This window comes from Kribbella polygonati (assembly GCF_050320105.1).
In the GTDB taxonomy this organism is placed as follows: domain Bacteria; phylum Actinomycetota; class Actinomycetes; order Propionibacteriales; family Kribbellaceae; genus Kribbella.
The window spans coordinates 1,798,767-1,819,152 of sequence record NZ_CP190129.1; the positions used below are offsets into that span (position 1 = coordinate 1,798,767).

General features: G+C 69.1%; 20 protein-coding genes. 13 read left to right on the forward strand and 7 right to left on the reverse strand.

All coding sequences use genetic code 11. The features are described from left to right. Positions 1-89 precede the first annotated feature (89 nt). Together ACQHIV_RS08490 and ACQHIV_RS08495 are read left to right on the forward strand one after the other, a co-directional pair. Positions 90-488: a BlaI/MecI/CopY family transcriptional regulator gene (locus ACQHIV_RS08490; RefSeq protein WP_427892920.1), complete on the forward strand. Its 399-nt coding sequence runs from the start codon at positions 90-92 to the stop codon at positions 486-488. Then, positions 485-1,561 carry a M56 family metallopeptidase gene (locus ACQHIV_RS08495; RefSeq protein ID WP_427892921.1) on the forward strand — a complete coding sequence of 359 codons (1,077 nt, stop codon included), beginning with the start codon at positions 485-487 and terminating at the stop codon, positions 1,559-1,561. Before ACQHIV_RS08490 ends, ACQHIV_RS08495 begins: the two co-directional genes overlap by 4 nt. On the opposite strand, the gene corA is transcribed toward ACQHIV_RS08495, so the two are convergent. After that, complete coding sequence (gene corA, locus ACQHIV_RS08500; protein ID WP_427892922.1) at positions 1,486-2,457, reverse strand: magnesium/cobalt transporter CorA; 972 nt, start codon at positions 2,455-2,457, stop codon at positions 1,486-1,488. The genes ACQHIV_RS08495 and corA overlap by 76 nt on opposite strands. A gap of 48 nt (positions 2,458-2,505) precedes the next feature. Between corA and ACQHIV_RS08505 the strand changes: the two genes are divergently transcribed. The 3 genes from ACQHIV_RS08505 to ACQHIV_RS08515 are packed head-to-tail and all read left to right on the forward strand — an operon-like array spanning position 2,506 to position 4,587. Beyond that, complete coding sequence (locus ACQHIV_RS08505; protein WP_427892923.1) at positions 2,506-3,201, forward strand: histidine phosphatase family protein; 696 nt, start codon at positions 2,506-2,508, stop codon at positions 3,199-3,201. Positions 3,202-3,214: 13 nt separating this feature from the next. Then, positions 3,215-3,796: a DUF3090 domain-containing protein gene (locus ACQHIV_RS08510; protein WP_427892924.1), complete on the forward strand. Its 582-nt coding sequence runs from the start codon at positions 3,215-3,217 to the stop codon at positions 3,794-3,796. Next, complete coding sequence (locus ACQHIV_RS08515) at positions 3,793-4,587, forward strand: SCO1664 family protein (protein ID WP_427892925.1); 795 nt, start codon at positions 3,793-3,795, stop codon at positions 4,585-4,587. Before ACQHIV_RS08510 ends, ACQHIV_RS08515 begins: the two co-directional genes overlap by 4 nt. On the opposite strand, the gene ACQHIV_RS08520 is transcribed toward ACQHIV_RS08515, so the two are convergent. Continuing rightward, positions 4,584-5,276, reverse strand: coding sequence for a DUF6882 domain-containing protein (locus tag ACQHIV_RS08520; protein WP_427892926.1), 693 nt, complete (start codon positions 5,274-5,276; stop codon positions 4,584-4,586). The genes ACQHIV_RS08515 and ACQHIV_RS08520 overlap by 4 nt on opposite strands. Before the next feature lie 102 nt (positions 5,277-5,378). Here ACQHIV_RS08520 and mshC point away from each other — a divergent pair, with 102 nt between their 5' ends. Beyond that, on the forward strand, positions 5,379-6,599 hold the full coding sequence (mshC, locus tag ACQHIV_RS08525) for a cysteine--1-D-myo-inosityl 2-amino-2-deoxy-alpha-D-glucopyranoside ligase (protein WP_427892927.1): 1,221 nt from the start codon (positions 5,379-5,381) through the stop codon (positions 6,597-6,599). 45 nt (positions 6,600-6,644) lie between these two features. On the opposite strand, the gene ACQHIV_RS08530 is transcribed toward mshC, so the two are convergent. The 3 genes from ACQHIV_RS08530 to ACQHIV_RS08540 all read right to left on the reverse strand — a co-directional run bounded on the left by ACQHIV_RS08530 (position 6,645) and on the right by ACQHIV_RS08540 (position 9,417). Beyond that, positions 6,645-7,547, reverse strand: a complete 903-nt coding sequence (locus tag ACQHIV_RS08530) for a hypothetical protein (RefSeq protein ID WP_427892928.1) — start codon at positions 7,545-7,547, stop codon at positions 6,645-6,647. Positions 7,548-7,557: 10 nt separating this feature from the next. Then, positions 7,558-8,334 carry a L,D-transpeptidase gene (locus ACQHIV_RS08535; RefSeq protein ID WP_427892929.1) on the reverse strand — a complete coding sequence of 259 codons (777 nt, stop codon included), beginning with the start codon at positions 8,332-8,334 and terminating at the stop codon, positions 7,558-7,560. A gap of 234 nt (positions 8,335-8,568) precedes the next feature. Next, a complete protein-coding gene (locus tag ACQHIV_RS08540; protein ID WP_427892930.1) occupies positions 8,569-9,417 on the reverse strand; it encodes a PAC2 family protein in 849 nt (282 codons plus the stop codon). A 178-nt stretch (positions 9,418-9,595) separates the two neighbouring features. Here ACQHIV_RS08540 and ACQHIV_RS08545 point away from each other — a divergent pair, with 178 nt between their 5' ends. The 7 genes from ACQHIV_RS08545 (at position 9,596) to ACQHIV_RS08575 (ending at position 18,184) form a co-directional block, all read left to right on the forward strand. Next, the gene (locus ACQHIV_RS08545; protein WP_427892931.1) at positions 9,596-10,249 is read left to right on the forward strand and encodes an HAD family hydrolase; all 654 of its coding nucleotides are present in this window, start codon (positions 9,596-9,598) and stop codon (positions 10,247-10,249) included. 69 nt (positions 10,250-10,318) lie between these two features. Next, on the forward strand, positions 10,319-11,887 hold the full coding sequence (locus ACQHIV_RS08550; protein WP_427892932.1) for an ABC transporter substrate-binding protein: 1,569 nt from the start codon (positions 10,319-10,321) through the stop codon (positions 11,885-11,887). Between the two features lie 230 nt (positions 11,888-12,117). Then, positions 12,118-13,110: an ABC transporter permease gene (locus ACQHIV_RS08555; protein ID WP_427892933.1), complete on the forward strand. Its 993-nt coding sequence runs from the start codon at positions 12,118-12,120 to the stop codon at positions 13,108-13,110. Positions 13,111-13,166: 56 nt separating this feature from the next. Continuing rightward, positions 13,167-14,945 carry an ABC transporter substrate-binding protein gene (locus ACQHIV_RS08560; RefSeq protein WP_427892934.1) on the forward strand — a complete coding sequence of 593 codons (1,779 nt, stop codon included), beginning with the start codon at positions 13,167-13,169 and terminating at the stop codon, positions 14,943-14,945. Between the two features lie 94 nt (positions 14,946-15,039). Continuing rightward, a complete protein-coding gene (locus tag ACQHIV_RS08565; RefSeq protein ID WP_427892935.1) occupies positions 15,040-16,053 on the forward strand; it encodes an ABC transporter permease in 1,014 nt (337 codons plus the stop codon). Beyond that, positions 16,050-17,123, forward strand: a complete 1,074-nt coding sequence (locus ACQHIV_RS08570; RefSeq protein ID WP_427892936.1) for an ABC transporter ATP-binding protein — start codon at positions 16,050-16,052, stop codon at positions 17,121-17,123. The genes ACQHIV_RS08565 and ACQHIV_RS08570 overlap by 4 nt, the downstream gene beginning before the upstream one ends. An 11-nt stretch (positions 17,124-17,134) precedes the next feature. Next, positions 17,135-18,184 (forward strand): ABC transporter ATP-binding protein, encoded by a 1,050-nt coding sequence (locus tag ACQHIV_RS08575; protein WP_427892937.1) that lies wholly within the window; start codon positions 17,135-17,137, stop codon positions 18,182-18,184. Positions 18,185-18,206: 22 nt separating this feature from the next. Here ACQHIV_RS08575 and ACQHIV_RS08580 read toward each other — a convergent pair whose 3' ends face one another. Next, positions 18,207-19,007, reverse strand: coding sequence for an SGNH/GDSL hydrolase family protein (locus ACQHIV_RS08580; protein WP_427892938.1), 801 nt, complete (start codon positions 19,005-19,007; stop codon positions 18,207-18,209). Beyond that, positions 19,004-20,338, reverse strand: a complete 1,335-nt coding sequence (locus tag ACQHIV_RS08585; protein ID WP_427892939.1) for an alpha/beta hydrolase — start codon at positions 20,336-20,338, stop codon at positions 19,004-19,006. Before ACQHIV_RS08585 ends, ACQHIV_RS08580 begins: the two co-directional genes overlap by 4 nt. Between the last annotated feature and the right edge of the window lie 48 nt (positions 20,339-20,386).

Genomic DNA, 20,386 nt, shown 5'->3' on the forward strand with positions numbered 1-20,386 from the left:
ATCGCATCCGTTCAGTGGTCCGGCGGATTGAACGTTTCGCGGCCGCCGTGCGTGTTAGCCCGCAGGACGACTCGGAAGGAGTGTTGCCCGTGGCCGCAGCGCGACGGTTGCGTCCGTTCGGCGAGCTCGAGGCCGCGATCATGGAGCGGCTCTGGGACGCGGGCGCGGAGCGTTCGGTCCGGGAGATCGTGGACGCGCTGCGGGTGCGGAGGCCGCTCGCCTACACGACCGTGATGACCGTGCTGGACAACCTGTTCCACAAGGGCTGGGTGACCCGCGAGCGGGACGGGCGGGCCTGGCGGTACCTGGCCGCGGTGAGTCGCCAGGAGTACGCCGCCGCGCTGATGAACGATGCGCTCGCGACCACGAGCGACCGCGCCGGAGCGCTCGCGAAGTTCGCCGAGGAGATCGACGCCGACGATGCCGAGGTGCTGGCCCAGGCCCTTGCCTGCGCGCTGGCCCAGCGGCGCCGGGAGGCCGGACGGTGACCGTCGGCGCGGTGTTGCTGGTCTATGCGCTTGCCCTGGGCATCGGCGGCGGAGCGTTGTGCCGTCGGAGCGGCGGGCTGGAGCGCGCTCCGCGGCTCGGAGCGGCGCTGCTGCTGTCGGTTGCCTGGTCGGTTCCGGTGGCGTTGTTCCTGGCCGGGTTGACGATCGCGGTTCCGCACACGGCCTTGTCGAGTGGCGTCAGCGAGCTGCTCGGCGCCTGCATCATCCGCATCCGCTCGGCCTACAGCACGCCCGGCGGAACCGTGGTCGCGGTCGCCGGTCTTTGTCTGTCCGCTGTCATCGTCGTACGCGTGTGCTGGGTGGCCGGTCAGGTCGTCCAGATTCGCCGGACGGAGCGCCGCAAGCAGCAGGCGTTGATCGCGACAGCCGGGCGGCGGGTGCCGGAGTGGCCGGCCGTGATCGTGGACGAGTCACGTCCGGTCGCCTACAGCCTGGCCGACCGGGCCGGCACGATCGTCCTGACCAGCGGACTTCTCGGGGTGCTCACACCGGATCAGGTCGCTGCCGTGATCGCGCATGAGCAGGCACATCTGCGTGGCAGGCACCACAGTCTGCTGGCGAGCGCCGCTGTGGTCGCGGGAACCCTGCCGGCGCTGCCGCTGCTGCGCGAACTGTCAGCGGTCGTCCGGCGGCTGATCGAGATGCAGGCCGATGACGTCGCCGCTCGTGCCCACGCGCCGGAGACGATCGCGGCCGCGCTGTTCACCGTCGCGACCGGACAACCGGCCGGCAGCCTGCCGATCACCCCGGCGAGCGCGCTGGCGGCCGGGGACTCCGACGCCGTGGCACGGGTACGGCGGCTGCTGCTGCCGCCGGCGATGCTCACCCGGCGGGGCCGCGGCGTGGTCCGGGCCGGGATCGCCGCGGCGGTTCTCGTCCCGGTCCTGACCGCGTTCGCCCCGGCGGCGGTCGCCGCGAACCGTCCGCCGGTCGCGGCCGTGCGGGCCACCGTGCCTGTCCACCGGCCGGCCGAACCTCAGAGCCAGCCGACCTTGCGGAAGAAGCGGTACATCGTGACGCAGACGAGGGCCATCACGAGCAGGATGGCGTAGTACCCGAAGTGCCAGCGGAGTTCGGGCATGTTGTCGAAGTTCATCCCGTAGATGCCGGCCAGCATGGTCGGTACGGCGGCGATCGCGACCCAGGCGGAGATCTTCCGCATGTCGTCGTTCTGCTGGACCGAGACGCGCGCGAGGTGTGCGTTCAGCGCGGACGTGAGCAGGACGTCGATCGCCTCGGCCTGGTCGGAGACCCGGCTGAGGTGGTCGGCCACGTCGCGGAAGAACGGGCTCGCCTTCGGGCCGAGGCCGGCGACGCCGTGCGCGAACTGCTCCATCGGCTCCCGCAGCGGGTCGATCGCGCGGCGCATCTCCAGCACCTCGCGCTTCAGCCGGTAGATCCGCTCCGCGTCGCTGGTCCGGTCCGGCGAGAACACCGACGACTCGATCTCGTCGACGTCGATCTCGACCTGCTCCGCGACCCGCTCGTAGTCGTCCACGATCGCGTCGCAGATCGCCCACAGCACGGCGGCCGGGCCGTGCCCGAGCATCGAGGCGCGGGCCTCCAGTTCGTGCCGGGTGGTGGCCAGTTCGCCGCCTTCGCCGTGCCGGACGGTCACGACGTACCGCGTACCGATGAACGCGGTCACCTGCCCGGTCTCGACCGCGTCGCCCTCGTCGACGTACCAGAGCGTCCGCAGGACGACGAGGATCGTGTCGCCGAACCGCTCGACCTTGGGGCGCTGGTGGATCTGCAGCGCGTCCTCGACCGCCAGGTCGTGCAGGCCGAACAGCCGCTGGACACGCTGCATCTCGGCGTCCGACGGGTCGTGCAGGCCGATCCAGCCGAAGCTCTCGCCGTCGTCGTCGAGGGCCTGGGCGACGGTCTCGGGGTCCTTGGGCAGCTGCTGACGCTCCCCGGCGGCGTACACCCCGCAGTCCACGATCACCCGACCATCATGCCTCACCAGTTGGCACGACCCGCTAACGTGCAGTGCATGCCCACGGTGATTCTGGTCCGCCACGGCCGTAGCTCCGCGAACACTTCCGGCACGCTGGCCGGCCGGACGCCCGGCGTGAAGCTCGACGACACCGGCGTAGAGCAGGCCGCCGCGGTCGCCCAGCGGCTGGCCGAGCTGCCGCTGGCCGCGCTCGTCACGTCGCCGCTCGAACGCTGCCGGCAGACCGCGGCGGCGATCGCGAAGTACCACGACGGGTTGCGTCCGGCAACGGATCGGCGGCTGACCGAGTGCGGGTACGGCGACTGGACCGGCAAGAAGATCTCGGCGCTGGCCAAGGATCCGTTGTGGGCCGTCGTCCAGCAGCACCCGTCGGCCGTCACGTTCCCGGGCGGGGAGTCGATGCGGGGGATGCAGCAACGAGCCGTCGACGCGGTCCGCGCGCACGACGCGGAGCTGGCGAAGACCCACGGCGACACCGCGATCTGGGTCGCGGTCTCGCACGGCGACGTGATCAAGGCGATCGTCGCGGACGCGCTCGGTCAGCACCTGGACACGTTCCAGCGGATCGTCGTCGACACCGCGTCGACGACGATCGTCACCTACACCGCGACCAGGCCGTTCCTGGTCCGGCTGAACGACTCCGGCAGCGAACTCGCCTCGCTGATCCCTAAGCCGTCAGCGAAAGCCAAGCCGAAGAAGCAGTCGTCCGACGCGGTCGTCGGTGGACGGTAATAGGGTCAGGGGTATGGCGCGAGTTGTGCACTCCTACGACGACCCCGAGCGGTTCGTCGCCGGCACCGTGGGGGAACCCGGTGCGAGGACCTTCTTCCTGCAGGCCAGGGCCGGGCACCGGCTGACGTCGGTCGCCTGCGAGAAGGAACAGGTGATGGCGCTCGCGGAGCGGCTCGACGTGATGCTGGACGAGGTCGCGCGGCGCTTCGACCGGGACCCGGTGACGCGGACCGGCGCGGACGACAACGCACCGCTGGAGCAGCCGATCGAGGAGGAGTTCCGGGCCGGAACCATGACGCTGGCCTGGGAGGCCGACGCCGAGCGGGTGGTGATCGAGGTGTTCGCCGTGGTCGCCGTCGACCCGGCCGAGCTCGAGGACGAGGAGCCCGACCCGGTGACCGCGGCGATGGAGTCCGACGACGCCGAGGTGTTCGTGGTCCGGATCACCGAGGAACAGGCCCGGGCGTTCGCCCGCCGCGCGGTCGCGCTGGTCGCGTCCGGCCGCCCGAGCTGCCCGTTCTGCGGCCGGCCGATCGATGCGGACGGCCACATCTGCCCGCGCGCCAACGGCTACCGCAGGCACCTGCCGGAATGACGGTCGACCCGGAGCTGCTCGCCCTCGGTGAGCTCTCGCTGCACGGCCGCCTGGTCGCCGCCTCGAACGGTACGTACCAGGGCTCGGTGAGTCTGTCCGGTGACTCCGCGACGGTCGTCTACAAGCCGGTCGAGGGCGAGCGCCCGCTGTGGGACTTCCCGGACGGCACGCTCGCCCAGCGTGAGTTCGCGGCGTACGTCGTGTCCGAGGCGCTCGGGTGGCACGTCGTACCGCCGACGCTGTTGCGGGACGGGCCTCTCGGCGTGGGCATGGTGCAGCTGTGGATCGACGAGGCCGAGCTGGGACCGGGGGAGACCGAGCTGGTCGACATCGTCCCGCAGGGCCGTGTGCCGAAGGGCTGGGTCGGCGTACTGGACGCACTCGACGGGCGGCACAACCCTGTGACGCTCGTGCACGCGGACAACGACGCGCTGCGGCGGATGGCCGTGTTCGATGCCGTGGTCAACAATGCCGACCGCAAGGGCGGTCACGTCCTGAACCCGGGGGACGGACGCGTGTACGGCGTGGACCACGGCGTCACGTTCAACGCCGACGACAAGCTCCGCACGGTGCTGTGGGGCTGGGCCGGCGACCCGATCCCGGACGACCTGCTGGCCGACGTACGACGGCTGGCGGGCGAGCTGGCCGGTGCGCTCGGGCAGCAGCTGTCGGAGCTGATCACCACAGTCGAACTCACCGCAACCCGCGAACGCTGCGCGTCGTTGCTGAAGACCGGCGCCTTCCCGTACCCCAGCGACGAGTGGCCCGCGATCCCCTGGCCGGCCTTCTAGGGCTGTACGGAGACGTTGCCGATCCGGCCGTGGTCGTCGAAGTCGACGGTGATCGTGCTGCCGGTGGGCGACGTACCGCGGAGGACGTTCGGGCCCTCTTCAGCGGTCAGGCCGTAGTGCTGGAAGTAGCCGCGGACGACCTGGCGGTGGTCGCCGGGGAACACGCTGACCGCCGTCATCAGCAGCCGTGGTGTGGCGATCGCGTCGAAACCCGCCACCGGCAGCTGCTCGTCCGCGACGTGCAGGTACACATGCCCGCGGCCCTCGTTGATCGCGGTCGACCAGACGCCGCGCCCGCCAAGGACCGTACCGGCCGTGATCGCGAGCATGATCGCAGCCTGCGCCGGCTGGTCGAACCCGCCGAGCTCGAGGGTCTCCGAGGTGAACTCGGCGATCGCGTGCCGCTCACCGAACTCCCGGATCACGCTCGTCGGCGCGACCGCGGGCGCGTCCGGGCCGAAGCCCGGGTTCGCCCAGCCCCACAGCCAGGTCCGGTCGAGCTCGGAGAAGCTGCCGAGCAGCGTGACGCCGCTCAGCACGCCACGGTCGCTGCTGAGCGTCCGCTCGTTCAGGTCGGCCTGCAGGGAGTCCGGCCCGACGACGTCGTTGAACAGGTCCTGCTGCTGGATCGCGGCGGCGGCGATCCAGCCGCCGTACGCCCGGAACTCGGCACTGAAGTCGGCAGTCATCGCCCGCGAGAGTATCCGCCGCCGGGGTGCACGCCGCGACCCGGACCACGGATTGGAACCGTGTCGCGTCATTGAAAATCGGACTGGCATAAGCTCCGACACATGCAGGCGTGGACGAAACCAGACATCCCGGTCGTACCCGGGCCGGCCCGGCGGCTACGCCTCTACGACACCGCCTCCGGCGGGCTGGTCGAGGTGTCGCCGCCCGATGGTGGGACCGCCCGGATGTACGTGTGCGGCATCACGCCGTACGACGCGACTCACATGGGGCATGCGGCGACGTACGTCACGTTCGACATGATCAACCGGTTGTGGCGGGACTCCGGGTACGACGTGGTGTACACGCAGAACATCACCGACGTCGACGACCCGCTGCTGGAGCGCGCGACCGCGACGGGCGTCGAGTGGACCGACCTCGCGGCGCGGGAGATCCAGCTGTTCCGCGACGACATGACCGCGCTGCGGGTGATCCCGCCGCAGCACTACATCGGCGTGGTCGAGTCGATCGACCTGGTGTCGGACGCGGTCGAGGACCTGCGGCGGGCGGGCGCGGTCTACTCCGTCGACGGCGACCTGTACTTCGCGGTGAAGACGGATCCCGCGTTCGGTGGGGTTTCGGGGTACGACCGTACGACGATGACCGAGCTGTTCGCCGAGCGTGGCGGGGACCCGGAGCGCGAGGGGAAGCAGGATCCGCTGGACAGCCTGCTGTGGCGGCACGAGCGGCCGGGGGAGCCGGCGTGGGACTCGGCGCTCGGGCGTGGCCGGCCGGGCTGGCATGTGGAGTGCTCGGCGATCGCGCTGAAGTACCTCGGGATGACGTTCGACGTACAGGGCGGCGGGTCGGACCTGATCTTCCCGCACCACGAGATGTCGGCGAGCGGTGCGCAGGTCGCGACGGGGGAGCACCCGTTCGCGCGGGCGTACGTGCACCAGGCGATGGTCGGGCTGGACGGCGAGAAGATGTCCAAGTCCAAGGGCAACCTGGTCCTGGTCTCGAAGGAACGACAGGCCGGCGCGGACCCGATGGCGATCCGCCTCGCGCTGCTCACCCATCACTACCGCACCGACTGGTTCTGGATGCCGTCCGACCTCCCCGAGGCCGAAGCCCGCCTCACCCGCTGGCGCACAGCCGTCAACCGCCCCGCGGGCCCCGACGGCGCCGCCGTTGTAGACGCCGTACGCGCCGCCCTCACCAACGACCTCGACGCCGCCACAGCCCTCGCAGCCATCGACACCTGGTCGCAAACCGAAGGCATCGACACCAAAGCCCCCGCCCTACTCACCCAGGCCTGCGACGCCTTGCTAGGCGTCAAGCTCTGAAACGACGATCCCCTCGACCGGGAGTCGGTCGAGGGGATCTGTTTGTCAGCCGGTGACGGCTTGGTGGGTTTTGATGGGGGTGGGGACCGGGGCCGCGGGTGGGGTGTTGACCTGGGGTGGGGCTGGGTGGTCGACCGGGGGCTTGGGGGTGGGCTTGGCCTTGGCGGCCGGCTTGGCGCAGGTGGCTGAGGCGAGGTTGATGGTTTCGGCGCCGCCCAGGTTGATGGTCAGGCCGGTGACTGTGAACGCGCCGTCCGAGTGCTTCGTCTGGCTGTTGACCGCGATCGAGGCCAGCGGGTTCGACGGCAGGCTCGCACCTTGCTTCGTGGTCGGGACCTTGATCGTCTGGCCGAGCAGCGTCAGGGAGCCGACGTCGATGCCGCCGGTGTCACCCGAGCACCACACGTTCAGCGAGTCGATCGCGAGCAGCGACTTCGGCGGGTTGAGCAGCAGGTTGCACAGGTCCGGCAGGTTCTTCACCGGCAGGTCCGCGGTGGTCAGCTTCGGCAGAGCGGGCAGACCGGGCAGCCCGAGGTCAGGCAGCGCGAGGTCGGGCAGCGGCAGGTCGGAGGCGCCGGTCTTCGGCAGGTTCGCGCACTGCTGCTTCAGCTCCGGCGGGATCTTCACCTGGCTCAGGATGTCCGGCCCGATCACGATGTCGAACAGCTCCACCGAGGCCGAGTCGTTGCCCGCGGTCGCCGTACCGGCCCGCACCGAGATCAGCGGGTTCTGCGGCAGCTCGAGCGCGGACGTCGTCTGCCGCTTGCCGTCCAGCGACTCGGCGTACGGCGTCTTCGCGATCGGCACCTGGCCTTCGGCGCTCACGGCGTACGCCGAGGACGGGCGGGCCGCCGCGTTGCCGACGGGGGCACTCGCGACCAGGCTGAACGTCACGACGCCCGCCACGGCCGCGGCCGTGAGCACCGTCGGAGCCAACTGTCGTCGCATCGGATTCTCCTTAGTTGCTGTCGATCAGGACGAGCGTCCCGAGCGGAACCTTCTGCAGATCGGCGAGCGCGGCCTTCGGCACCCGGACGCAGCCCGCGCTGATCGCCGCACCGAACACGTGCGGATTCGGCCAGCCGTGGATCGCGACGGTACCAGGTCCGCCACCGAACGTGTCCAAGGTGGGACTGTGCGCACCCAACGGGAGCACGATCGGCGACGCCGAGCGTTTGTGGTCGATGATCGAGCCGAGCAGGAACGTCCGGCCGGGCGGCGTCGGCGTCTTCCTCGCGCCGACCCCGGCCTTCCAGGTCCCGAGGCTCTTGTTGTTCTCGAACAGCTCCAGCGTCCGGGAGCTGGTGTGCACGCGGATCAGGTACGACGTGCTGGCCCGGTCGAGGTCGGTATCCTGGAGCCAGCCGGTGGACCGGTTCGGCTTGGACGGCAGCAGCACCCGGACCCAGCCGTCCGTCTGGTCGACCACCGGCAGCCAGGTCGGCCCGAACTGGGTCGGCGCGATCTTCCCGAACGCGTCGTCCGCGTCGGGCGAGGCGAACAGCGCGGCCTCGTGACGCGGGTGCACGACGATGCCGCCGGTGCCGGAGTACGGCGAGGTGTCGAGCGGGGCGGTGGCGATCGTGGTCGCGGTGGTCGACGCGGTCAGCGTGGCGAGGTCGACCGTCTTCGCGTTGCTCGCCTTGTTGCCGAAGATCCCGATCGCGGCGACGACCCCGAGCAGGACGAGCACGGCCAGGGCAGGAACCGAGCTGCCGCCCCGCTCGTTGCGCATGCCCCGCATCCCGTTGCTCCCCGTGGTCCCGGTGACGGCACGCCGTCACCCCCCAGTTGTCCGGTCGAATATAAACCCACTGGTAACAACGCGCCACACCCTGAGCGGTTACGTTCCTCCTCCCCACGGGCCAACCGCCTGAGAAGGAGGAACGGCAGGTGCGGGCGCCGGGGGTGCTGGTGTGGCCGCTGCGGGTGCGGGTGGTCCGGCGGGGGTGGGGGTGTTGCGGGTGGGTTACTCGCCGGGGTGGTTTTTGTTGCGGCGTTTCAGGTAGCGCTCGAATTCGGCGGCGATTGCTTCGCCGGTGGCTTCGGGGAGGTCGGCGGTGTCGCGTTGTTCCTCGAGGGAGTGGACGTACTCCGCGACCTCCGGGTCTTCCTCGCTGAGCTCGTCGGCGCCGCGTTGCCAGGCGCGGGCCAGTTCGGGCAGTTCGCCCTCCGGGATGGTCAGGTCGAGCAGCTCCTCGACCTTGCCGAGCAGCGCCAGCGACGCCTTCGGGCACGGTGTACCGGCGATGTAGTGCGGGATCGCGGACCAGATCGACACCGACGGTACGCCGAGCGTCGTACACAGGTCGGCGAAGACGCCGGTGATCCCGGTCGGCCCCTCGTACGTCGACGGCTCGAGGCTCCAGGCCGCGGTCAGCTCCTCGTCCGACGAGGTCGCCGACACCGGGATCGGCCGGGTGTGCGGCGCGTCCGCGAGCAGCGCGCCGAGCACGACGACGACCTGCGCGTTCGACTCGTCGACCAGCTCGAGCAGCTCCCGGGAGAACGCCCGCCAGCGCATGTTCGGCTCGACGCCGCGGATCAGCAGCACGTCCCGGCCGGTGTCGTCGGGGCGAGCCAGGTAGATCCGGGTGGTCGGCCAGGTCAGCTGCCGGACGCCGTCGTCGTCGATCGACACCCGCGGCCGGTTCACCTGGTAGTCGTAGTAGTCCTCGGGGTCGATGGCCGTGACGAGCTCCGCGTCCCACTCGTCGATCAGGTGGTCGACCGCTCCGGTGGCCGCCTCGGCCGCGTCGTTCCAGCCCTCGAACGCGGCGATCACGACCGGGTCCCTCAGGTTCGCGAGGTCAACCACTCGCAGGCCCCCTGTCGTCTCTCAAGCCAACACCGGCGGGTTTGCCGGAATCCGGACTGCAAGCCTACGTGCTGCGACCGGGTCATGTGGCCGGTTTCACCCCGGGCGGAACGTGTCGCGACGGACCAGGGAGAATGGGGTGAAGGTGAGCTCGGGAGACGACGTAGAGGAGCGGTAGTTGCCGGCCCTGCAAGCGGTGCTGTGGGACATGGACGGGACGTTGGTCGACTCCGAGAAGGTGTGGGCGGAGGTGCAGCTCGAGCTGCTCGCGGAGCTCGGCGCGACCTGGACGCTCGAGGACTGCATGACGCTGATCGGCAGCGACCTGCGCGACGCCGTCCAGGTCTGGATGGCGCGGATCCCGGACGGCGTGATCACCGGCGACGAGCTCGCGGAGCGGATGTTCTCCGAGGTGGTCGAGGCGCTCCGCCGCGAGGTCACGTTCCAGCCCGGTGCGCTCGAGCTGCTGCGGGCGCTGCGCAAGGAAGAGATCCCGTGCGGGCTGGTGTCCGCGTCGTACCGGACGATGATCGACGCGGTGCTCGGGCACCTGCCGCCGGATCCGTTCGACGTGATCGTGGCCGGCGACGAGGTGACGCTCGGCAAGCCGAACCCGGAGCCGTACCTGACGGCGGCGGAGCGGCTCGGCGTGGACCCGGCGTACTGCGTGGTGATCGAGGACTCGATGACCGGCACCCAGGCCGGTACGGCGGCCGGCATGTACGTCGTCGCCGTACCGCAGTGGATCAGCATCCCGGACGCGCCGCGGCGGCTCGTGGTGAAGTCGCTGGAGCCGCTGACACCGGAGTCCCTGCGCGCGCTGCTCCGTTGACGAGCTACCGTCACTTGGTGCCCTCGGGGGCGTTGTGTGTGGGGTAACGGGCTGGGGAAAGGTGAGACGGTGAGTGAGTGGGTGCGCCGAGCGTCGGCGGCCGTGGCAGTCGGTGCGCTGGGGATCTGCCTGGCTGCCTGCGGCGAGCCGGACGACAACGCCCCGCACCCGGGGGAGCAGACGCCGAAGCAGCTGCTGCTCCGGCTCGCGACCAGCGACTCCGTGACCTCGCTGGATCCGGCCGGCCCGTACGACGTGGCCTCGCGGACCGTCCAGGCGAACCTGTTCCAGACGCTGCTGACGATCCTCCCGGACAAGCCGACGCCGGTGCCGGACGCGGCGGACTGCCAGTTCGACTCGCCGACGACGTACACCTGCAGCCTGAAGGAGAAGCTGACCTTCCCGAACGGGCACCAGTTGACCTCGTCGGACGTGAAGTTCAGCTTCGACCGGCTGGTGAAGCTGCGGACGCCCGGGGGACTGGCGCCGCTGTTCGCGTCGGTGAAGTCGGTGAGTACGCCGGACCCGCTGACGGCCGTGTTCAACCTGACGACCCCGGACGCGCGGCTGCCGTACCTGCTGACCACGACCGCGGCGTCGATCGTCGACGAGCAGTCGTACCCGGCGGACTCGCTGCTGAAGGACAAGGCGATCGGCAGCGGGCCGTACCAGCTGGCCGGTTTCAGGCCGAACGAGGTCACGCTGACCAAGTTCGCGAACTACCACGGCCCGCGGGCGGCGCAGAACGACGGCGTCACGATCACCACCGTGCCGGACGCGCAGAACCTGTACCAGCAGATCTCCACCGGGAAGGCCGACCTCGCGTTCCACGGCCTCGGACCGGTGCTCCTCGACAAGCTCCGGACGGCGAGCGGCGTACAGGTCGTCGACACGGGTAGCGCGGAGATCCGGCTGTACGCGTTCCAGATGAAGTCGCTGCTGTCACGCAACCCCGCGATCCGGCGCGCCGTCGCCCAGGTGATCGACCGGTCCGCGATCGCGAAGACGGCGTACGCCGACCACGTGTCGCCGCTGTACTCCGTCGTACCGCCGGGCTTCGGCGGGCAGGTGGACGCGTTCCGGACCGAGTACAAGCAGCCGAACAAGACGACGGCCGCGGCGATCCTGAAGAACGCGAACATCGCCGTACCGGTGCCGCTGACCGTCGGCTGGACGCCGTCCCAGTACGGCTTGGGCGCGAAGGCCGAAGTACTCGAGCTGAAGCGGCAGCTGGAGGCGTCCGGGTTGTTCCGGGTGACGCTGCGGAGCGCGGAGTGGCCGCAGTACCAGGTGGCGACGGCGGCCGGGGCGTACGACCTGTTCATGACCGGCTGGACCCCGCAGTACCCCGACGCCGACGACTACCTGCGGCCGTTCGTAGCGACCGACGGCGCGTTCGCCTCGAACGGGTACCGGTCGGCCGCGGCGACGAAGTTGCTGCAGCAGCAACGTGGCGAGCAGAACGGCCTGCAGCGCGACGACCTGATCGGGCAGCTACAGGGAGTGATCGCGCGGGACGCGCCGGTGATCCCGATCTGGCAGGGACAGGTCACGGCGGTCGCCGGCAAAGACCTGGAAGGCGCGAAAGCGGCGCTCGACCCGCTGTCTTTCCTGTATCTGTCCGGATTACGGCACTGACACAAAAATGCCATGGCAGTAACGGTTCGCGAGGTCCCGGCGACCGTCGGTGCGACGCCGTGGTTTACTGCGGAATGTCCACGATACGGGACGATTTCCTGACGATCACGATCGGGCAACGCAGCACTTTCCGCGTTTGACTCCGGGCTGTAATGGCGGCAGGTTAAGGCGGCAGCCATACCGGATTCGGTTCCGGTTCATTCGACGAACGAAGCAGGGGTACAGATCGCGTGAGCGCGCCACTGGAGGTCGATCCCGGATCAGCGTCAGCCCAGCCTGAGGCGGTGCTGGAGGGCGCCGGCAAGATCGAGGGCCGGTCGCTGTGGCAGATCTCGTGGATGCGGCTGAAGCGTGACAAGGTCGCGATCGCCGGCGGCATCTTCGTGGTGCTACTGATGCTCGTCGGCATCTTCGCGCCGCTGCTCTGCACACTGATCGGCGTCACTCCGAACGACTTCCACCAGGACCTGGTGGACGCGTCCCTGCAGACCCCGATCGGCAAGTTCGGCGGGATCAGCGCGGCGCACCCGCTGGGCGTGGAGCCGGTGAACGGCCGGGACATCTTCGCCAGGATCGTGTACGGCGCCCGGATCTCGCTGCTGATCGCGTTCCTGGCGACGCTGCTGTCGGTGGTCATCGGGGTCGTGATGGGGATCGTCGCCGGGTACTTCGGCGGCTGGGTCGACACCCTGATCAGCCGGCTGATGGACATCTTCCTGGCGTTCCCGCTGGTGCTGTTCGCGCTCGCGCTCGTCGGCGCCATCCCGGACTCGATCCTCGGCCTCACCGGTGACACGCTGCGGGTCGCGCTGATCGTCTTCATCATCGGCTTCTTCAGCTGGCCGTACATCGGCCGGATCATCCGCGGCCAGACGCTGTCGCTGCGCGAACGCGAGTTCGTCGACGCGGCCCGCAGCCTCGGTGCGCGGCGCCCGTACATCCTGTTCACCGAGCTGCTGCCGAACCTGATCGCGCCGATCCTGGTCTACGCGACCCTGCTGATCCCGACCAACGTGCTGTTCGAGGCCGGTCTGTCGTACCTGGGTGTCGGTGTCCGCCCCCCGACCGCCAGCTGGGGCGACATGCTGTCGATCGCGGCGAAGTGGTACTCGGTCGACCCGTGGTACATGATCTCGCCCGGTCTGGCGATCTTCGTCACGGTGCTGGCCTTCAACCTGTTCGGCGACGGGCTGCGCGACGCGCTCGACCCGCGGTCGCGGTAGGACTTCTCTCCAACCAGGGAGCCTGGGCTCTCACGAATAAAGGGGTGCAAGTAGAGATGAGATGGAATCGCATCACGACGGCTACCGCCGTCAGTGCGGCCGTCGCCCTGAGCCTGGTGGCTTGTGGGGGACCCAAGGCGACGCCGGGCGGCGGATCCAGTGCGGGCGGAGGCGCGACGGCGGAGTTCAACGCCGCTGTCGGCAAGGACTTCAACCCGAGCGACAAGAAGGGTGGCACTCTCCGGATGGCGATCACCCAGCAATGGGACTCGACCGACCCGGGTGACACCTACTACGGCCTCTCGTGGAACCTCGTGCGCAACTACGTCCGGCCGCTGATGACGTTCGCGGCGAAGCCGGGTGCGGAGGGCGCGAAGCCGGTTCCGGACCTCGCCGAGGCCCCTGGCGTGCCGAGTGACGGCGCCAAGACCTGGACGTACAAGATCCGCAAGGGGATCAAGTTCGAGGACGGCACGCCGGTCACCTCGAAGGACGTGAAGTACGCCGTCGCGCGGTCGCTGGACAAGGTCACGCTGCCGAACGGCCCGACGTACTTCAACGACTTCCTGCTCGACATCCCGCAGGGCTACAGCGTCTACAAGGACAAGACGCTGGCCGGGGTGGCGAAGGCGATCGAGACGCCGGACGACAACACGATCGTCTTCCACCTGAACAAGCCGTTCGCGTCCTTCGACTACTTCGCCCAGCTGCCGTCGACGGCCCCGGTGCCGCAGGCCAAGGACACCGGTGCGAAGTACAAGGAACACCCGATCGCGACCGGTCCGTACAAGTTCGGCACCTACAACCCGAACAGCGGCTTCGACCTGGTCCGCAACGACCAGTACGACCCGGCGACCGACCCGGACTCGGGCCGCAAGGCGCTGCCGGACAAGATCACCATCGCCTACAACGTCGAGGGCACCGACATCGACAACCGGCTGCTGGCCGGTGACCTGGACGTCGACCTCGCCGGTACCGGCGTACAGCCGGAGACCCAGGCGAAGATCCTGGCCGACCCGAAGCTGAAGGCGCACGCCGACAACGTGCCGGCCCCGCGCCTGAACTGGACAGTGCTGAACAGCCAGGTCCCGCCGCTGGACAACATCCACTGCCGCAAGGCCGTGCTGTACGCCGCCGACCACGAGGGTTACCAGCGTGCGTACGGCGGCCCGATCGGTGGCGACATCGCGACCAACCTGATGCCGCCGGGCGTGACCGGGTCGGAGCAGTTCGACGACTACGGTTTCAAGACCGACAAGAACGGCAACGTCGACAAGGCCAAGCAGGAACTGCAGCAGTGCGGCCAGCCGAACGGCTTCTCGATCAACATCACCTACCGCACCGACCGGGCCAAGGAGAAGGCGGTCGCCGAGACGCTGCAGCAGTCGCTGAAGCGGGTCGGCATCAACCTGACCACCAAGCCGTACCCGACCGGTGACTACACCAAGCTGTACGCCGGCAAGCCGGACTTCGCGAAGGCGAACCGCCTCGGCCTGATCGTCTACAGCTGGGGCGCCGACTGGAACGACGGCTTCGGCTTCCTGAGCCAGATCGTCGACAGCCGGGTGATCCGGGCCGCCGGTGGTAACACCAACCTCGGTATCCGGATCCCCGAGGTCGACACGATGATCGACCAGGCGCTGAAGACGACCGACGAGACCGCCCGCAACAAGATCTGGGTGGACATCGACAAGAAGGTCATGGAGCAGGCCGGGGCACTGCCGGGCATCTGGGCCAAGGGCCTGCTGTACCGCCCGGACACGCTGGCCAACGTCTTCACCAACGACGGTCAGAACATGTACGACTACGCGGCGATCGGACTCGCCCAGAAGTAGTTGCTCTGACCAACCATCATTTCGCCAGCAGAGGTAGGTGAAGGCTGAGGTGACCGGTGATCAGCGATGATCACCGGTCACCACGCCGCGCACGGTGCTCGCATATCTGATCCGCCGGGTGATCGGGGCAGTGATCCTGCTCTTCATCGTCACGGCAGTCACGTTCTCGATCTTCTTCCTGGTCCCGCGACTCGGCGGTGCCACGCCGGACGACCTGGCCTCGCGGTACGTCGGCCGCAGTGTCGGCAAGGAGCAGATCCACGAGACCGCGGTCAAGCTCGGCTTCACCGACCCGCTCTACGTGCAGTACGGCCGGTTCGTCAAAGGACTGGTCGCCGGTACGGAGTACAACTACGGCCCGGGCACCGAGCACTGCCCGGCGCCCTGCTTCGGGTACTCGTACCTGACCCAGACCCCGGTCTGGCCGGACCTGGTCGCGCGAATACCTGTCACCGCCTCGCTGGCAGGTGGTGCGGCCTTCATCTGGCTGATCACCGGGGTCGGCACCGGCATCATCTCCGCACTGAGACGCGGGTCGGTGCTCGACCGGTCACTGATGTCGGTGGCGCTGGCCGGTGTCTCGCTGCCGATCTTCTTCACCGGCCTGCTCTCGTTGTCGATCTTCAGTTACGGACTCGGCTGGACGGTGCAGGGCGGTACCAACCCACTCGACGAGACGAACCCGTTGTGGTGGGCGTACGACCTGATCCTGCCGTGGGTGACACTTGCGTTCCTGTACGCCGCGGCGTACGCGCGACTCACCCGGGCCGGCATGCTCGAGACCATGAACGAGGACTTCGTCCGGACCGCGCGGGCCAAGGGCCTGACCGAACGGGACGTCGTCATCAAGCACGGGCTGAGATCCGCGCTGACGCCGATCCTGACGATCTTCGGCCTGGACCTGGGCCTGCTGATGGGCGGCGCGATCCTCACCGAGACCACGTTCTCGCTGCCGGGTATCGGCCAGTACGCCGTGATCGCACTGCAGGCCAACGACCTGCCGAAGGTGCTCGGCGTGACGCTGGTGGCCGCGTTCTTCATCGTGTTTGCGAACCTGGTCGTTGATCTCCTGTACGCCGTTGTCGACCCGAGGGTGCGGATCTCGTGAGCGAGCCGATCGAAGAAGTCCAAGAAGCCCCGGCGCAGCGCGTGGAGCGCGGCGAGGCGTTCCTCGACGTCCGCGACCTGAAGGTGCACTTCCCGACCGACGACGGTCTGGTGAAGTCCGTCGACGGGATCTCGTTCAAGCTCGAGCGCGGCAAGACGCTCGGCATCGTCGGCGAGTCCGGCTCCGGGAAGAGCGTCACCAGCCTGTCGATCATGGGCCTGCACAAGCCCGGCGTCGCGAAGATCAGCGGCGAGATCTTCCTGGACGGCCAGGACCTGGTGTCGTCGACGCGCGAGGAGGTCCGGCTGCTCCGCGGTAAGCGGATGGCGATGATCTTCCAGGACCCGCTGTCCGCGATGCACCCGTTCTACACGGTCGGCCACCAGATCATCGAGGCCTACCGGGTGCACAACGAGGTCAGCAAGCAGGTCGCGAAGAAGCACGCGATCGAGATGCTCGACCGGGTCGGCATCCCGCAGCCCGACCGCCGGGTGGACGCGTACCCGCACCAGTTCTCCGGCGGCATGCGGCAGCGGGCGATGATCGCGATGGCGCTGTCCTGCGACCCGGACCTGCTGATCGCCGACGAGCCGACCACGGCGCTGGACGTCACCGTGCAGGCGCAGATCCTGGACCTGATCCGGGACCTGCAGCGCGAGTTCAACTCCGCGGTCATCATCATCACCCACGACCTCGGCGTGGTCGCCGAGCTGGCCGACGACATCCAGGTGATGTACGCCGGCCGGGCGATCGAGTACGGCACCGCCGAGGACATCTTCGACCGTCCGCAGCACCCGTACACCTGGGGGCTGCTCGGCTCGATGCCGCGGATCGACCGGGAGCGCACCGAGCGACTCGTACCGATCAAGGGCACGCCGCCGAGCCTGATCAACGTGCCGAAGGGCTGCGCGTTCAACCCGCGCTGCAACTACGCGCACCTGAACGGCGGCCTCAGCGAGACCGAGCGGCCGGAGCTCCTGGACATCGGCGACGGCCACATGGTCGCCTGCCACCTCTCCCCGGAAAACCGCCGTCAGGCGTGGGAGACCGACATCAAGCCGAAGCTCTGAACGGGACGACTGTGACTACTACTGACGCCGAACCGACTCCGACCGCCCCCAAGGTGGGCGAGGAGCTGCTGTCGGTCGACGGCCTCGTCAAGCACTTCCCGATCCGCAAGGGTTTGCTGCAGCGCCAGGTCGGCGCCGTCCAGGCGGTCGACGGCCTGACGTTCAGCGTGAAGCAGGGCGAGACGCTGTCGCTGGTCGGGGAGTCCGGCTGCGGCAAGACCACGACCGGCCGGCTGCTGACCCGGCTGGAGACGCCGACCGCCGGGAAGATCGTGTTCGAGGGCCGCGACATCAGCCACCTCGGCGAGGGCCGGATGCGCCCGCTGCGCCGCGACGTACAGATGATCTTCCAGGACCCGTACGGATCGCTGAACCCGCGGCACACGGTCGGCAAGATCGTCGGCGCGCCGTTCAAGCTGCAGAACGTGAAGACCGAGCACGGCGTGAAGAAGGCCGTGCAGGAGCTGCTCGAACTGGTCGGCCTGTCGCCGGAGCACTACAACAGGTACCCGCACGAGTTCTCCGGCGGCCAGCGCCAGCGGATCGGCATCGCCCGGACGCTGGCGTTGCGCCCGAAGCTGATCGTCGCGGACGAGCCGGTGTCGGCGCTGGACGTGTCGATCCAGGCCCAGGTCGTGAACCTCCTCGAGGACCTGCAGAACGAGTTCGACCTGACGTACGTGATGATCGCCCACGACCTGTCCGTCGTACGGCACGTGTCCGACCGGGTCGCGGTCATGTACCTCGGCAAGATCGTGGAGCTGGCCGACCGCGTCAGCCTGTACGAGCGCCCCATGCACCCGTACACGGTCGCACTCCTGTCCGCCGTCCCGGTCCCCGACACGAAGCGCAAGGGCAAGCAGGAACGCATCCGCCTGCAGGGCGACGTACCGTCCCCGATCAACCCGCCGCCCGCGTGCCGCTTCCACACCCGCTGCTGGAAGGCCCAGGAGATCTGCAAGACCCAGGAACCACCCCTGGTCGAACTGGCCCCCGGCCACCAGACCGCCTGCCACTTCCCGGAGAACGTGGAGACCCCGGCCGCGAAGACCGAGCAGTAGCGCTCGGCCCTCGCGGGCGCGTCTACCCTCCCTGATGCGACTTCGGCAGGGGGTTGGGTGTTGCGGCGAGGAGGACGCTGGCGATCAGGGCGTGGCCGGCGGCGTTCGGGTGGTCGCCGTCGGCGGCGAGCAGTGAGGTGATGTTCGAGCTGTCCTTGAACGGCGTGTAGATATCGACGTACGTCGCGTCGTCGGCGGCCGCGGCGGCGGCGATCGCGCCGTTCGTGCGGAGCGTGAGCTGGTCGCTGGCCTGCAGGCCGCTGGCGGGGTACTGGCGGGCGGCGACGTCGCCGTCCTCGAACACGTTCCAGTAGCCGGTCACCAGGATCGTCGTCGGCTGGTTGTTCCGGAGCGCGTGGATCCGGCCGAGGATCTTGCCCAGGTTCACCGTCAGCTGCTCGAACTCGTCGGACACGCAGTCGGCCGTGCACTGACCGCTGGTGACGTCGTCGTGGTGGTCGCCGAAGTCGTTCGCCCCGATCGTCAGCAGGACGACGTTCGCGGCGGCCGTGTCGACCTGGGTGGAGGAGTTGGGCTGGTTCAGCGTCTGCAGCAAACCGGACGAGTCCAGTCCGCCGACGCCCAGGTTGGCGACCGCGACGGTGGCGCCGTCCCGGTCCTGGAGCTGGTCGCCGTACATCTGCGGGAACGCCGAGCAGTTGCAGTTGGAGCCGGAGGTGACCGAGTCGCCGAGGGCCACGACGTGGAGCTGACCGGCCGGAAGTGGCTTGAAGACCCCACTGACCGTGTCGGCGCCGCTGATCACGGTGACGACGATGAGGACGATGAGGCCGACGGCGAGCCGTCGAGTTGTCTGGATCACGCGGGTTTCTTGTGCCTCGTCTCGATGTGTCCGGGAAGGGCGAGCTGACTCGTCGCAGGGTGGTGCGCGAGCCCCGGGAGGGCTAGTTGGTTCGCCAGCCAAGGATAGGCCGCTGCGAAGGCCGGCGCTGCGAACTGCCACACATGCGTGCCGGGGGAGATCTGGACCCGGGACCAGATCCCGACCTTGGCGGCGGCCTTGGACAGCTCCTCCGCCTCGTGCTGGTGCCGTCGTTCCTTGGTGCTGGTCAGGAACAGTCCGTTCACGCCCTGGTACTGACCGTGTGCCTTCATCACCAGGAGTGCCTCGTTCTGGTGCTCGAGCGCCACGTTGCCGCCGTACAGGTCGTGCAGGCTGGCGGCCGGCGTGCTCGTGTACGGCGCCAGGTCGCCGGAGATGTCGATGAAGTGCCGGAACACGTCCGGGTGCTCGACGACCAGGTCGAGGGCGCAGGTACCGCCCATCGAGAACCCGGCGACCGCCCACTCCGCCGGGTTGGTGGAGGCGCCGAAGGTCTTCTCGATGTACTTCGGGATGTCCTGGTCGAGGTGGTCGGCCGAGTTCCCGCGCGGGCCGTTCACGCATTCGGTGTCGTTGGTGAACCGGGCGGTCGCGTCGGCGAACACCAGGATCGGCGCGTACCCGCGGTTCTCCCGCGCGAACTGGTCGGACACCTGGACGGCGTTGCCGAGCCGGACCCAGTCACCCGGGCCCCCGCGCTCACCGCCGATCAGCTCGACCACCGGGAGCGGGTGCCGGTGCGCGGTGCGGACGAACCAGATCGGCGGCAGGTAGACCAGTTCCGGCCGGTGCTTGAAGTGGCTGTACGTCGCGGGGATGACGACCTGGACGAGCTTCCCGACGCCCGGCGGCTTCGTCGCGTTGGCCTCGTGCCGGAGCCTCGCGATCGACACCTGCCCCGCCAGCGGGGTGTTCGTCCAGTCGCTGACGGCGGAGTCGATGGTCGGGTAGTACCCGACGAACTGGTTCACGCCGTTCGCACACACCAGCGCGGCGAGCGCTGCGGCCACGACCGCCATACCCCGTCGCCACCAGCGCGCGGTCCGCCAGCCGGCGGCGAGCACGAGCAGGGCAGCGATGGCGAGACCCAGCCACAACCACACCGAGAACGGCAGCGGATCGGTGATCCCGACCGCGTTGGCGCCGGGTTTCCACGCGAGTACGGTCAGCAGCACCGTGACGCCCGCGATCAGCGGGACCATCCGCCAGTGCCACTTGTAGTCCCGCCAGCCGATGGCCGCGATCAACGCACCGGCGGCGAGCACGTCGAGCATCGCCGGAAACCATCCCCCCAGCAGCGATACGTTCATCCATTCCCTCCGAAGTCGAGTTGACCCAACCCCTTGACGTCACACAAC